Annotated in this window: 14 protein-coding genes and 2 pseudogenes; 9 read left to right on the plus strand and 7 right to left on the minus strand. The window is 57.1% G+C overall.

The annotated features are described in order from the left end of the window. Positions 1–135: 135 nt before the first annotated feature. Complete coding sequence (locus ACYZT7_RS08375) at positions 136–903, minus strand: AraC family transcriptional regulator (protein WP_462040666.1); 768 nt, start codon at positions 901–903, stop codon at positions 136–138. Between the two features lie 111 nt (positions 904–1014). On the opposite strand from ACYZT7_RS08375, the gene ACYZT7_RS08380 reads away from it, so the two are divergent. The 3 genes from ACYZT7_RS08380 to ACYZT7_RS08390 all read left to right on the plus strand — a co-directional run bounded on the left by ACYZT7_RS08380 (position 1015) and on the right by ACYZT7_RS08390 (position 3026). Continuing rightward, positions 1015–1830, plus strand: coding sequence for a sulfite exporter TauE/SafE family protein (locus ACYZT7_RS08380; RefSeq protein ID WP_462040667.1), 816 nt, complete (start codon positions 1015–1017; stop codon positions 1828–1830). A gap of 90 nt (positions 1831–1920) precedes the next feature. Further along, a complete protein-coding gene (locus tag ACYZT7_RS08385; protein WP_462040668.1) occupies positions 1921–2283 on the plus strand; it encodes a hypothetical protein in 363 nt (120 codons plus the stop codon). A gap of 38 nt (positions 2284–2321) precedes the next feature. Further along, the gene (locus tag ACYZT7_RS08390) at positions 2322–3026 is read left to right on the plus strand and encodes a DUF6933 domain-containing protein (RefSeq protein WP_462040669.1); all 705 of its coding nucleotides are present in this window, start codon (positions 2322–2324) and stop codon (positions 3024–3026) included. 103 nt (positions 3027–3129) lie between these two features. Here ACYZT7_RS08390 and ACYZT7_RS08395 read toward each other — a convergent pair whose 3' ends face one another. Together ACYZT7_RS08395 and ACYZT7_RS08400 are read right to left on the minus strand one after the other, a co-directional pair. Further along, complete coding sequence (locus ACYZT7_RS08395; protein ID WP_462041762.1) at positions 3130–3729, minus strand: cupin domain-containing protein; 600 nt, start codon at positions 3727–3729, stop codon at positions 3130–3132. Between the two features lie 69 nt (positions 3730–3798). Continuing rightward, positions 3799–4077: pseudogene (locus ACYZT7_RS08400) on the minus strand (oxidoreductase); the annotation flags it as partial. A 110-nt stretch (positions 4078–4187) separates the two neighbouring features. On the opposite strand from ACYZT7_RS08400, the pseudogene ACYZT7_RS08405 reads away from it, so the two are divergent. The 3 genes and pseudogenes from ACYZT7_RS08405 to ACYZT7_RS08415 form a co-directional block, all read left to right on the plus strand. Further along, a pseudogene (locus ACYZT7_RS08405) lies at positions 4188–4484 on the plus strand (ABC transporter substrate-binding protein); the annotation flags it as partial. A gap of 360 nt (positions 4485–4844) precedes the next feature. Further along, a complete protein-coding gene (locus tag ACYZT7_RS08410; protein ID WP_462040670.1) occupies positions 4845–5036 on the plus strand; it encodes a YegP family protein in 192 nt (63 codons plus the stop codon). 171 nt (positions 5037–5207) lie between these two features. Then, a complete protein-coding gene (locus tag ACYZT7_RS08415; RefSeq protein ID WP_462040671.1) occupies positions 5208–6128 on the plus strand; it encodes a LysR family transcriptional regulator in 921 nt (306 codons plus the stop codon). 63 nt (positions 6129–6191) lie between these two features. Here ACYZT7_RS08415 and ACYZT7_RS08420 read toward each other — a convergent pair whose 3' ends face one another. Then, positions 6192–6896: a ribonuclease T2 family protein gene (locus ACYZT7_RS08420; RefSeq protein ID WP_462040672.1), complete on the minus strand. Its 705-nt coding sequence runs from the start codon at positions 6894–6896 to the stop codon at positions 6192–6194. Between the two features lie 219 nt (positions 6897–7115). On the opposite strand from ACYZT7_RS08420, the gene ACYZT7_RS08425 reads away from it, so the two are divergent. Further along, positions 7116–7481, plus strand: coding sequence for a 5-carboxymethyl-2-hydroxymuconate Delta-isomerase (locus tag ACYZT7_RS08425; protein WP_462040673.1), 366 nt, complete (start codon positions 7116–7118; stop codon positions 7479–7481). A 3-nt stretch (positions 7482–7484) separates the two neighbouring features. On the opposite strand, the gene ACYZT7_RS08430 is transcribed toward ACYZT7_RS08425, so the two are convergent. From ACYZT7_RS08430 to ACYZT7_RS08440, 3 genes are all read right to left on the minus strand, one after another. Next, on the minus strand, positions 7485–8420 hold the full coding sequence (locus ACYZT7_RS08430; RefSeq protein WP_462040674.1) for a LysR family transcriptional regulator: 936 nt from the start codon (positions 8418–8420) through the stop codon (positions 7485–7487). Positions 8421–8552: 132 nt separating this feature from the next. Further along, a complete protein-coding gene (locus tag ACYZT7_RS08435; RefSeq protein WP_462040675.1) occupies positions 8553–9470 on the minus strand; it encodes a DMT family transporter in 918 nt (305 codons plus the stop codon). Between the two features lie 15 nt (positions 9471–9485). Continuing rightward, positions 9486–10670, minus strand: coding sequence for a cyanate transporter (locus tag ACYZT7_RS08440; protein WP_462040676.1), 1185 nt, complete (start codon positions 10668–10670; stop codon positions 9486–9488). Positions 10671–11075: 405 nt separating this feature from the next. Here ACYZT7_RS08440 and ACYZT7_RS08445 point away from each other — a divergent pair, with 405 nt between their 5' ends. Continuing rightward, complete coding sequence (locus tag ACYZT7_RS08445) at positions 11076–12458, plus strand: glutamine synthetase family protein (RefSeq protein ID WP_462040677.1); 1383 nt, start codon at positions 11076–11078, stop codon at positions 12456–12458. Between the two features lie 179 nt (positions 12459–12637). Beyond that, the gene (locus tag ACYZT7_RS08450; protein WP_462040678.1) at positions 12638–14287 is read left to right on the plus strand and encodes a phosphoethanolamine transferase; all 1650 of its coding nucleotides are present in this window, start codon (positions 12638–12640) and stop codon (positions 14285–14287) included. Positions 14288–14292 lie beyond the last annotated feature (5 nt).

A 14292-nucleotide genomic window follows, 5' to 3' on the forward strand; every position in this document is an offset into this window, starting at 1 on the left:
ATGAAGTGCCAAGCGCAGAACCAAGGAGCGAGGCTTGCCCGCGAAGAACGATGACGCGTAATACCTGAAAAACCGCGGTGCATTCTTCGCGGGCAAGCCTCGCTCCCACAGGTTCTGCGCTTGGTCGCGAGCTCGCTATTTCGCCCCCTCCAGCCAGACAGACGGTGCCTGCCCCAATACGCGACGAAACATCGTCGAAAACGCCGCCGGGCTGTCATAGCCAAAATCCAGGGCAATCCGCGTTACTGGTTCGCCCACTACCAGCCGCGCCAGAGCCAGCACCACGCAGGCCCGCTGCCGCCATTGGCTGAAACTCAGGCCAGTCTGTTGGCGGAACAGGCGATTGAAAGTACGCAGGCTGATGTGCAACCGATCGGCCCATTGCTGGGGCGACTGATGAGCGTCGGGTTGCTGCACAAAGCCTTGGCACAACGCGAGCAGCCGCGCATCGACGGGCAGCGGAATGTGCAACGGCAGGTGAGTGCTGCGCCCAAGTTCATGCAGCAGCAAGCCGATCAACGTACCGTCGCGTCCGCGCTCGTCATACTCCAGGGGGATTTCCACCGCCTCCATCAGCAAATGCCGCATCAACGGCGAAACGCTGATCACCTGGCAGCGATCCCCCAGATCCACCACCGCCGGTTCGATATACACACTGCGCGTGCTCACCCCCAGCATCAGCACTTCATGCGCCACCCCCGGCGGAATCCACACCGCCCGCTGCGGCGGCACCACCCAGCTGCCGTCGTGCGTGCTGACCTGCATCACCCCGGTGGCGCCGTATAACAATTGCGCCCGCCGATGTGTATGACGAGGCAACAAATGGCCTTGGGAATAATCCGTACCGATGGCCACCACCGGCCGTGGCGTGTGGTCCAGCAGATCAATCGAAACATTGCGCATCGAACAGCCCCAACGGTTGGCGTAAACGCAAACATTATTGGCTGACTTGCTGAAGCAGGCCAAGGCGCATCGTTCTATCGTCGACCGCCCTCAACCAATGGACGACACGCAATGTTCTATCTCCTGTTGGCACTCTTCGGCTGCATGACCGGCATCACCGCGGTGCTGTTCGGCTTCGGTGGCGGCTTCGTCGTCGTGCCATTGCTCTACCGCATGCTCATGGCCAGCCACGGCACAGACGACCCCGTCGGCCAATCGGCAATGCACATTGCTGTGGCTACCTCGACCTGCGTCATGATCGTCAACGCACTGATCGCCACCGGCAAACACCGCCGTGCCGCAAACCTCATTCGCCATTACCTGTGGCCGTTGGGCGGGTTCATCGGCTTGGGCGCGGTGGTTGGAGCGGTGGCGGCGATGTGGGTGAGTGGCGAGGTGATTCGCAATGCGTTCATCGCGTACCTGGGCGTGACCATCGCAGATTGCCTGTTCCGACGCGGCTTTCTTACAGCGTCCGACACCGCAATCCCACGGCGATTGGGAAGGGCTGAAGTGTCTGGCGGCGGTGTAGGAATCGGCGCCATCGCCACGTTTCTCGGCGTAGGCGGTAGCGTCATGACCGTGCCGTTGTTGCGGCGCTGTGGATTGAGCATGTCCCAGGCGACGTCCATGGCCAATCCGCTAAGTTTGCCCGTGGCGCTGGCTGGGACGCTGACTTACATGGCCATGGCTGGCTTCACCGAGTTTGATCTGGGGCCGTGGTTTATCGGTTTTGTGGATCTGCTGGCGTTTGCGATTTTGACGCTCGGATCGCTGGTGGGGATTCGGTTGGCTGCGCCTTGGATTGGGCGGATACCGGATCGAATCCATGCGCGGGTGTATATCGGTTTGCTGATGTTTGTGATGCTGGGTATGTGGGCCAACTAAATCATCCCGCTATTTCAGGGGTTGGTATTGGTAAGTTTTTTCGCAAGAATGAGTCGTTGCACTGACCACAATTCTTCGCAGGAGGATGTCATGTCCATCATCGAAAGTGACTGGAAGAAATTCAAGGAACTGCACAAACTTGCGCTCGATCGTTTCTGCCAGGGTGTGCTGGCTGATGCCAAGACAATTGCCCAGCATGACGCGCTCTCGGCTCATGCCAGGTATGGAATGCTTTATCGCCTGATGCGTGATCGGGACAAGGACATCGTCCAGACTTTCGACCCCTACAGTCGTTCCAGTGCATTCATAGCTTTGCGATTGATGGTCAAGCACGACTTGCTGACCGATGCGGAGCTGTCGGTTCTTAGCGAAGCAATGTTAGAAGAGGTCGCTGACGTTGTTCGCCAGCCCTATAAGCTTGAATGGGTTGAAGAGATCGTGCGAGAGGACTGAAAACGGTTATCACCAGCCCTTTTATAAGAGAACGATAGATGTGGATCTTCAATTGCACCGAAGCGGCAAGTCACTTCTTCAGCCGCGTGCACCAGGGTAAAAAAATCAGCCCGGTGCACAAACCGCCATCGTCCGTCATTGAAGATGATGTGCCTGATGAGTCAGACGAACAGTGGCTGGTTCACGCCGTCACTGTTCAACGCAAGCATGTGTTGTACGTCATTCACGTAAAAACTCGTTATTGCATGATTTTTGCGGACGCGAAAAAAGCGGACATCGAAGGTTTCCTTCAACGTTTTTCCGAGCGCTGGATAAACGGCGTGATTCAGCATGCGGGGCAACACGACATACTTCGTTGGTTCAACGACGAACTGATAGCGGAGCGATTCCAAGAGAGTTGTCGTGAGTACGTGTTTTACAAACGCGGACATCGCGGTGCGCAGAAACACATCAATGACATCGCCTGGGTGTTTGAAGGATGTGCTGCCGAACGAGGTTCTTTACCCCCTGACGAGTTCTCGGCAGGCCGCTTCGATACCGACATGAACAACTACCCGAGAGGCGGTAAAGAACACAAGGATTACTTCTACCCGGATGAGGAAATGATCGTTCACTGGTTAAGCCGTTACGGCGGCCTTGATGAGCTTGGCATTCAAGCAGCCCGTCAGCGGCACAAGGAAGCGAAACGGGAGATTCGGGAGGTCATAAGGCAGCTTCAGCAAGCGCATGAGCCGTTGCATTAAAGCTGTGGAACAGACTAATTACACCTTCAGGCGCCGGTTTTTTGTGCAGTTCACGGGGCACGTAAATTTTGCCCGTGATCACAATGTATCGAACAGCCGACGCTCAAAACGAAGGCGGCGTAATCACCCAAATCACCACCGCATCCACATCGCCAGGATTCCCATACCGATGCGGCTCCTGGCTCGAAAAACTAAAACTATCCCCTTCACCCAACTGAAAATACCGATCCCCCACCCACAACGCAAAACTCCCCGACAGCAAATACCCAGCCTCTTCCCCTTCATGGCTGTAACTTTGCTGACTGTAAGTCCCGGGCGGAAACCGGGAGTGCAGCATCTCCAACTGCCGATTTGGCTGCGGCGTCAGCAGCTGATCCACAATCCCGTCTTCGTAATGCACGCTCATTCGGGTGTTTTTGCGCACCACAACGCCATTATCTTCCGGCGCGGTATTCGCCTCGCTGGCGAAGAACCACTGAATGGTCACGCCCAAACTACGAGCGATGTTGAACAGAGCAGGGATGGAGGGATAAGCCAGATTGCGTTCTAACTGGCTGATATAACCGGCCGTCAACTCGCTCATCTGCGCCAGTTCCGCCAAGGTCATGCCCCGACGTTTGCGCAGGCCACGAATCCGTGTGCCGAGAAAATGCGGTGCTGCCGCCGCGCTGGCCTGAGTGGGCGCACTGGTGGCAGGCGGCATGTTGCTGCTGTTGCTCATGGCGTGCTCCAAACCGGGATCTTCGTAAAAGTCCCGGAGTATAAAACAGCCTCAAAGCTCCCAGACGACTTTCAGCCCTTCGTAAATCGCTTCCTCGGCAGTAAGCGGTGCGAGGCAGTCGCCAATACGCCGAAACTCCACCAGGCCTTGAAGTTCTGCGCCTAGGGTGTCGACCGGTTGATGGCCCTGGCAGAACACCAGCGTGTCGATGTTTTCGAACAGCATCGGTTCGCCGCTGGCGGTGTGTTGCAGGTAGACGGTGTTGTCGTCGCAACCATACAGCCGGGCGTATGGCGTGGTCGGTATGCCGAGTTTGTGCAGTTCGCCGGCACGCGCACACCGGCCAGTTCCATCTCGCGTTGCAGGTTGGTGCTGGCGCCGCCGAACTCGCTGCGGTTGCCGCTGACCAAAGATCAGTTAGCAGCCGGCTTCCGGGTGCTGAACGTGCGGCGTACAACCTGGAATTCGCCTTGCTGGCCGACGAGGTGAAGGTCGAGGACGTGTATTCAGTGTTGAACACGCCGCAGGGTGTTGACCGGACCTTCGCCAAACTCACCGCACTCAAGCCCTATATCCAATGGTGGGAGGCCGGCGCGCAACCCGCGCAAAGTGGCAGCCACCTCGGGCTGGTCTGGCCGGGCAGTCTGTATGGCATGGATTACTGGGCGATCATCAAAGGCTCGAAACATGTCGATCAGGCCAAGCGTTTTATTGCCTTCGCTAACCAGCCGGATGCGATCACGGCGAAGAAATCGAAGCATGCTTCAACGCTGGGCTAGCAAGTCATCACAGTCGGCTGGACGTCTCAAAGCGTCCAGCCGGTACCGTCCATTTTTTCGTGACCCTCCTTTGCGTTGAGTTTTTGCGTCGGAATAGGCAGCGCTGCAGCGTAAGAAAAATATGCTTCTTCAGGGGAAAAGTTACTCAGCCCAGTCACTCAATTTACCACCCCCCGAATATATTGGTCGTCCCGCAAATCAAGGCTGTATCTGCGAAATATCCCCTGACATTGAAAGGCCCTGCGGCAAAAAATCCTCATCTACTCTGGTTTCGCAGGTCACTTATCTGCCGTAACCAGCAATCGCAAGGAGCGAGCAATGTATTTTGAGATTTACAGGCAAACCCGTGGCATCACCCAGACTGGCAAAGGTCAATGGCGGTGGCGTTTGAGGGCGGGAAACAATGAAACGATTGCCAGCGGGGAGGCTTACGTCAATAAGTCTGATTGTGTGCATGCCATCAGTTTGATCAAAGGAACCCACGATCAGACGCCGGTCAAGGAAATCTAGGCTCCAGGCGGTGAAGCTGCTCAGTCAGAGCAGCTTCGTTTTAATCAGGCGGCGTTACGGTTGTGAGAGCCGCTGTCTGAGTTTTGATTAAACGCAAACTGCTTGAGTCGCATAGACGCCGATTACGACACCTACCTAAACTGTCGTAAGATTTGGGATCGGGGGCAGTGGATGAATCGCAACGAACTACGCAAGACCGACATCAACCTGATGGTGGTGTTTGAAACGCTGATGCTCGAGCGCAACGTCACCCGGGTGGCGGAGAAGTTGTTTCTCGGTCAGCCGACCATCAGTTCGGCGCTCAATCGCTTGCGCACGCTGTTCAACGATCCGCTGTTCATTCGCGTCGGCCATCGCATGGAGCCGACGGCGCGGGCCGAGGAGATCATTCTGCACCTGTCGCCGGCCCTGGATTCGTTGTCGGTGGCGTTGAGCCTGACCCACGATTTCGACCCCGCCAGCAGCGCCATGACGTTTCGTATCGGGCTGTCGGACGACGTCGAGTTTGGCCTGTTGCCGCCGTTGCTGCGTGCCTTGCGCCAGGAAGCACCGAAGGTGGTGTTCGTGGTGCAGCATGTCGATTACTGGCGGATTCCCGACTTGCTGGCGTCGGGCGATATCACGGTTGGTATCAGCCAGACTCGTGGCTTGCCAGCCAACGCCAAGCGCAAGTTGTTGCGGCACATCCAGCCCAGCATTTTGCGCGCGGATGCATCGGACACACCGCTGACGCTCGATGAATATTGCGCGCGACCGCACGTGCTGGTTTCCCACACCGCCAATGTCAGCGGCTACGCCGATGAGTGGCTGGCGGAGATTGGTCGTACGCGTCAGGTAGTCCTTTCCGTGCCGCAATACAGCTCGCTGCCGGCCTTACTCGCCGGGACTGACCTGATCGCCAGTCTGCCGGATTACACCGCCGAGGCGATGGCGGCGTCCGGCCAGCTGTTCCAGGAGCCGTTTCCGTTCAAGACACCGACACTGGATCTGTCGATGGTCTGGCTCAGCCATGTCGATACCGACCCCGCCGAGCGCTGGTTGAGGTCGAGGCTGGAGGCGTTCATGAGTGAACATCCTGAGTTGCGGATCTGAATTTTTGCCAGGCGGGGCAGGTGACGAGCGAGCCGAAACTCGCTCGGATCGAGAGGCAAGTGATCAAGCTGCCGGGATATGGGTTTCCTGTAACTGACACTTCTCTCCGATTTGCAGCTTTTTATCCTGGGTGTACGGCTGCCCCTGCCTGTTGATCAGAAAGAACACTTCGAATAGATACTGTTTGCCGCCTTGGCTCGCACAACGAAATGAGGTGTTGGACGGAAACAGCGCTTTTAATTTTTCCAGATCCAGGGATTTACCCTGATATTCGTTGAACTCCGTACTGTAGTTGACGGCGCTGCGCAACTTCACAAAATCCTCGAAGTATTCACGTTGGCTGGTTCCATAGCAGGTGCCGTGTTTTTGCCATTCGTGTTTCATCAGGTATTCAGGTGACTCGGTGACAATTTTAGAAAAGCGATTGTCGGCCTGGGCCTGTGCCTGGACAGTTGTTGAAAGTTCGCAAACGGCTTCAGTCTGATTACATCCTGCGGACTTGATGCAGGAAGAGGGGTGGCGATTGGCCGATTGGTCGGTGCTGTTGTAATACGGCCAGATACCGTGGGTGTAAAAGACGTTTTTCGGTTTGTTACATCCGGCTGTGGCGGGTTTCAACAGGCAAAATGTCGGCTGCCAAGTGACGGCATAAGCGAGATAGTCAAAGTTTGCGCTAGGAGCTCCTTCCCGGCTTTCTTCACCTGGGTCAAGAGCATGTGCGTAGTGAGAAATAACGGACAGGGCCCTTGCGACGTAGAGACGATTCATGGTGTTCGATCCTTGATTCAGATTTTTCCGGGTTACCTCCTCACTGCTGGAGAGGACGCTTGCTGTTTCAGCGTCATGATCAATTAACGGCACACTTCTAATTTCAGACCTGATCTGGAAACGATAGTAGAGTACGGAGCATTTGGGGGAACAATTGAATGTGCGGCTATCGTCTTCATTCTTTTTTTTTCGCACTGCCATTAATTTAGGAGCGCCGTCATGCCTCACCTGCACATGGAATACACCGCCAACCTGCCCGAGCTCAATGCCGACGTGGCGTTGATTCGGCTCAACAATGCGTTGGTGGCTTCCGGTCAGTTTGCTGCCGAATACGACATCAAGAGCCGAGCGGTAAAGGTTGAGACGTTCAAGGTCGGCACGGTGTTGGGTGAGCGAGCCTTTGTGCATGTGAAACTGGCGCTGTTGAGCGGTCGCTCACCGCAGATCAAGAAACAGTTGTCCGAAAGTTTGCTGGCTGTGGTGCAGGAGCTGTGTGAATGGCCGACGGACATTGAAGTCCAGTTGGCCGTGGAAATCCTCGACATCGATCGAGAGTCCTACACCAAGATAGCCATCAGCCACTGAGTTTCAGGTCATTTCCTGCTCGGTGCAGGCTTTGATCACTTGTTCGCGCAGCCAGGTGTTGGCGCTGTCCTGATCGGCATTCTGGCTCCACTGCATGTCGAGGCTGAAACCCGGCAAGCCGTCAGGCACTTCGCAGTGATTGAAGATTGCCTCGTTGGCCAGCAATTGCTGGATGCGCCGAGGCAGGGTCACGATGAAGTCGGTGCCGGTGATCATCTTCAGCGCCGCGCTGTAGCTGTTGGAGCGCGCGACGATCTGCCGTTTTTGCGCCTGCTGCGCCAGCCAGCCGTCGACCATGTTGGTGGTGGATGTCCAAGGTGTCGGGAACACGTGCCGGCGTTCGACAAAGGCTTGCAGGCTTAAACGCGGCTCCGGCGGTGTGGCACGTTTGTCGAAGACACAGACCAGGTCATCCTCCAGCAGCCTCCGGGATTTGAAATCGCCGTGACTGCGATGAAAGTTCGGGCCGAAGCAAATTACCAGGTCGAGGCTGCCGTCGCGCAGTTCTTCGGCCGGGATGTCGGTTTCGAACTTGTGCATGTTGACCATCACCGGAAAGTCGGCGAAATCGAAGCTTTTCAACAGGCGCGGCAGGATCAACTGCTCGAAGTATTCAGGTGCGCAGATATTGAAGGTTACGGGTTGCAAGGTCGGGTCGAACGCCTGCGTACCGGCGTGGCACTGGTTGATGCTTTCGAGGATCTTCAGCACGTGGGTGTACATGGTGCTGGCTTTGTAGGTGGGGCGCATACCCGCGCGGGTATTGATGAACAGCTCGTCTTCGAAACTGGCGCGCAGTTTTTTCAGGCAGTAGCTCACAGTGGACTGGCTGACGCAGAGTGCCTCGGATACACCGGTGACGCTGCTTTGCTCATACACAGCGATAAACACCATGAGGTCCTGCATATCGAGCTTTCTAAGCAAGTTACTGTTCAGCATCCGTTCCGTCTCGCTGTGCCCCTTGCGCTGACTGTGCGCAAATTTGTGCGAGTGATCCTAGCGGAACGATGGTGCCAGGAGAATGCCCTGTAGGAACTTTCATGGAAAGTTGTGGGGTAGTTCCAGAGGCCTTCAGCCCTGAACGGCTGCAGGCAACCCGCGGCGGCTGGACATCAATAGCGCCAACATACCGACTCCCACGAGCAACGCCCCGATGATTTCCAGCGGCAGCGGCGACTGACGTAACCAGAACCAGTGAAACAACGTGAGAAACAGCGTGCTCAGGTAAATGTAGGAAATGACCGAGGAAGGGGCGATGACGCCGATTGCCCGATGCAGCAGCCAGAAGGTCGCCAGCGTGGCGAACACCGCCAGGTAGATCAGCCAGCGGAAATCGCTCACGGTCAGCAATGACGCCGATCGCCAGCCGCCGCTGAATCCACAGAACGCCAGCAGAAACAGCGCGCCGAACAGCATGTTCCAGAAGGTCATGCCCACCGGGCCGCGACCCTTGAGACTGGTGGCCTTGAGCCGTTGACTCAGGGGCGAGTAGAGCGCCATCGCTAGGCAACCGACGCCATAGACCGACACTGCATACGGCGATGGCACCTCACCAGGGCCTACGCCTTTCAACACCAGCAGCACGGCCCCGGCAGCGGCAATCAGCATCGGCAGCACCCGCTGTTTCAGGTTGCTGTCGGGCATCAAAACGGCTTCGAAAAGTAATGTCAGCAGTGGCACCAAGGTGAACATCGTTCCGGTGTTGACCGCCGAGGTGTAGCGCAGTGCCTCGAACAGCGAGCCGAAATACACCGCCAGCAGCAAGCCGAGCACGGCATGGCCGATCAGTCCGCCGGCGGCCATGGTGGTATCGCCCTTGAATAGCAGCAGTGGCAAAAACACCAGGGCGCAGAACAGCAGGCGCAAACCGGTCAACAGGATCGGGTCGATGGCCTGACTGACCTGTGCTGCCGCAGAAAACGATGCAGCGATCAACATTGCCCAGAGCAACATGCCGACGTGAGCGGCGACGAAACCGGTGTGTTTCATGATGTGGGTTCCGGGTCAGTGAATGTGTTGGGCGTAATGTCGCGGATCGAAGCGCAAGACCATCAGGATCATCAGTGCCATGACGCCGGTCAGTGACCACCAGGCCCATTCGAAGCTGCCGAGCTGATCGCGGATCAACCCGGCAATCAGCGGCGAGAGACCGGCAATCAGATAGCCGATGCCTTGCACGAACGCGGTCAGGCCGCCGGCACGCTGGGGATTATCCAGATGATCCAGGGACACGATGAGGCTCATCGGGAACAGTCCGCCGATGCCGAGCCCTAACAGACATGGCCACAACAGGCTCAGGTGTTGCGGGCTGAGAATAAGCCCGCAGAAACCGGCCATGATTAGCGCCAGTAACACCACCAGTACCACGCGTCGGTCTCGGCTGCGGTTGGCGATGGCCGGTGTCAGCAGGCCGGACAACACTTCCATGGCGGTCAAGAAACCCAGCAGTAACCCGGCGTTTTGTTCGCTCCAACCCTTTTCGACGTAGTACGGCGCCAGCCAGGCCAGCACACAGGTGTAGGACGCCGTGCCCAGCCCGAAGAAGATTGCGAGTAACCAGGCGCGGGAATTACCGAAGAAGGACCCATTGCGTTGCGCCTGAACTGACTGCGCCGGCATCCTTTCGCGTTGCATGCACCAAAACAGCAACGCTACCAGCGCCAGCGCCGCCCAGATTGCCAGGCCCATGCGCCAGCTGCCGGTGCGGATCATCACCAGCGGTGCAAACGACGCCGCAATCGCTGCGCCGCCCATGATCGACGTGACGTAGAGCCCCATGCACACGGAAACGTTATCGCTGAAGCGGGATTTGATCAGCGTCGGCATCAACGCCTGGATCATCGCGATACCGATGCCCGCCAGCACGGCGCTGAGGATCAGTTCGGCCGCCGAATCGAGGAACAATCGCGACACCGTAGCCACGCCGATGATCAGCAGGGAGAGCACCACGGTGCGTTGTTCGCCGATTCGTTGACTGACGCTCAGCCCAAAGAACATCGCCAGCCCCATCGCCATCACTGGCAGCATGGTCAGCAGCGAGGCCAGGCTGAAACTCAGCGCAATGTCGCCACGAATCGCCGACAGCAAAGGACCGACGGCGGCGATGGAGGGTCGCAGGTTCAGGGCGACCAGGATGATGCTGAACATCAGCCAGAGGGCAGGGCGGGAGGTTGCGCGAACGTTTTCCATCTATCGGACCTTGAATGACAAGGAGCCAATTAGGCGCGCGAGGTCTGCAGGCCGCAAATCAGAAAGTCCGGAGCAGTATTTAGAAATTAAATACGGCGGTGTGAAGCTGAAAGGCGCGAACAATGTTTAGCGAGTCCGTAACCAAAGTTCTTCAAATCCCGATTTAACGACTTAACCTCCCGTGTGACGCTGCTGGTCATCTGTTCTCTGTGGTTTTTTCTATGGACGGTTGTCCCGTCACACTTCCCTCCGAATTAGCCTTCTGGGCGCTGTGGCACTGCCGTCACGCGCGCCCACCGGATTCCTGCATTTCCCGTTGATTGTTCTTACAGGTCCCGCGCTGCGCGCCGGGATCAAAGTGGCGGCGCCTGTGCGTTTGCCTGACGCGGAAATAAGAGAATTCCCATGAGTTTTGCCACGACATCCTTCGCCTCCAAGCAAGAAGCCCTGACCTTTCTTGAACAGAACCCGGATATCGAGATGTTCGAGTTGTTCATCCTCGACAACAACGGTGTGCCTCGGGGCAAGTTGCTGCATCGCGATGAATTGCTGGCGGTTTACGAAAGCGGACGGCCATTGCCGAGCACCATTCTTGGCCTGACCATCAACGGCGACGACGTGGAGAACTCCGGCCTGGTCTGGGACGTTGGCGATATCGACTGCCGGGCTTACCCGATCAGTGGCAGTTTGACGCGCATGCCCTGGCGGCTGATTCCTACGGCGGCGGTGCAGGTCAGCATGCACCCGAAGGAAGGCATGCCCGCGACGATTGCCGATCCACGGCATCTGCTGGCGAAAGTCATCGAGGGCTTGCAGGCCGACGGTTATTACCCGGTGATGGCGGCGGAGCTGGAGTTCTACCTGCTGGATCAGCAGCGCGACAGCGACGGTCGGCCGCAGCCGGCGCGGGATGTCGATGGCGGGCGGCCCCGTGGGACTCAGGTCTACGGCTTGCGTGAACTGGAACAGATCGAGCCGTTTCTGGCTGATCTCTACAGCGCCTGCAAGCTCCAGGGCATTCCGGCGCGCACGGCGATTTCCGAATACGCGCCGGGGCAAGTGGAAATCACCCTCGAACACCGCACCGACGCCTTGCAGGCGATGGACGAAGCGGTGCGCTACAAACGGCTGGTCAAAGGCGTGGCCCACAAGCACGGGATGACGGCGTGCTTCATGGCCAAACCGTTCGATGACTTGGCGGGCACTGGCATGCACATGCACGTCAGCCTGGCGGACAAGGAGGGCAACAACCTGTTCGCCAGCGAAGCCCCGGACGGCACGCCACTACTCAAACAGGCGGTCGGCGGGATGCTCAGCACCTTGCTCGATTCGTTGCTGCTGTTCTGTCCGAACGCCAACTCTTACCGTCGCTTCCAGACCAACAGCTATGCGCCGCTGGCGGCCACCTGGGGCGTGGACAACCGCACCGTGAGTTTACGCGTGCCCGGCGGACCGGCGTTTTCCCGGCATATCGAACACCGCATCTGTGGCGCCGACGCCAACCCGTATCTGGCGGCCGCGGCGATTCTGGCCGGGATCCATCGCGGTATACGCGAACAACTCGATCCTGGCGCGCCGGTGGAGGGCAATGGATACGCCCAGGCCACGGAACTGTTGCCGACTGACTGGCTGACCACGTTGCGGGCGCTTGAAGGTTCGAACTGGGCACGGGAAGCGTTCGGCGGTGAGTTCCTCGGCGTTTACCTGGCGGTAAAACGTGCCGAGTATCGACAGTTCATGGGCGAAGTCGGTGAGCAGGACTGGCGCTGGTATTTGAATCAAGCCTGAACAGAACCTGAACCATTCTCAAATAAGTTAAAAGTTTTGGCCTAGTGCCATGAGCCAACTAATTGTTGGCTTTTTTTTCACAAAAAATTGATGGTTGGCTGCCTAAAGTTAGTGCTGTCGCGGTAAATGAAATTTTCACATTTACCGAAGGCACTTCTTTTCAGGAACAGCCGATCATCATGTTGAAGATTAAAGCCGTGCGCCCCGAGTGGGTGACACTGATTGCCAGCGCCTTTCTATTAACGGGCTTCAATCTTGTTCTCTGGCAACACCTGTTTGAAATCACGACGTCTGACGGTAAGGGCATCGTCATGCGCGTGGCTTTCGGATTGATGATCCTGGCCGCTTTTAACATTGTGCTGACCCTGCTGGCTTTCCGGCCCATGATGAAACCGGTCCTGACGCTGATCTTCATGGTCAGTGCGGGCGTGGCGTACTTCATGAGCCAATATGGTGTTTTGATTGACACCGGCATGTTGCGTAACTTTGCGCAAACCAATGCGACGGAAGTGCGCGACTTGCTGTCATTGAAGTTGCTTGTTTATATACTTTTGCTGGGTGTTTTGCCGTCGTTGTTGTTGTGGGGGGTTCCGGTTGATTACCGCCGCTGGCACCGTGAGCTATTGAGTAAGGCTCTGGTAAGTGTCGCGTCGGTTGCCGTGATCGGAGGTGTTGCACTGATTAACTATCAGGGCCTGTCTTCGTTGTTTCGCAATCACCATGAGTTGCGCCTGATGATAGTACCCAGCAACTACATTGGTGCCTCGGCTGGCTATCTGCGTGAGCAGGTCGCGTCGGCGCAACAGCCCTTCGTCACACTGGGCGAAGATGCCCAGCGAAATCCCGCCTGGCAAACCCATGGCCGCAAATCCCTGACGGTGCTGGTGGTGGGTGAAAGTGCCCGGGCCGAGAACTTCGGCATTCTAGGGTATGACCGCGACACCACACCCAAACTGAATAAAGAAGCTGGCCTGATCGCTTTCACCAACGTGCATTCCTGCGGGACGGAAACCGCGGTGTCGGTGCCGTGCATGTTCTCCGACATGGGCCGCAAAGATTACAACGCCAGCAAGGCAAAGAATCAGGAAGGCCTGCTGGACGTGCTCAAACGCGCGGGCCTCGACGTGATCTGGCGCGATAACCAATCGGGCTGCAAAGGCACTTGCGATCGGGTCACCCTCGACGACGTCAGTAACCTGAAAGATCCGGTGCTGTGCGCCAATAGTGAATGCCGCGATGAAATCCTGCTGCAGGGTTTGCAGCACTTCATCGATACCCTGGATGAAGACACGGTACTGGTGTTGCACCAGATGGGCAGTCACGGTCCGGAATACTTCAAGCGCTACCCGAAAGAATACGAACGCTTCACCCCGGTTTGTGAAAGCAACGCCCTGAACAATTGCAGTCGCGAAAGTATCGTCAATGGTTACGACAACACCCTGGTGTATACCGATCACGTGCTGTCCACCCTGATCGATCTGTTGCGTAACAATCAGGACAAAGTCGATACCGCGATGCTCTATTTGTCGGACCACGGCGAATCACTGGGCGAGTACAACTTGTTCCTCCACGGCACGCCTTACATGCTGGCGCCGGAACAACAAAAGCATGTCGCGATGCTGGCCTGGTTCTCCGACAGCTATCAAAAGTCGTTCTCCGTGGACACCCATTGCCTGCAACTGAGTCGTGAAAAGCCCTTGAGCCAGGACAACCTGTTCCATTCGATGCTCGGTTTGCTGGAGGTCAAGAGCAAGGTGTACAACCAGGATCTGGATATGTTTGCCGGATGTCGCGGTGCGGTGATTGACGGCGTGTTGGCCAAAGAGTGAGTGCT

This window comes from Pseudomonas sp. RT4P38 (assembly GCF_054897765.1).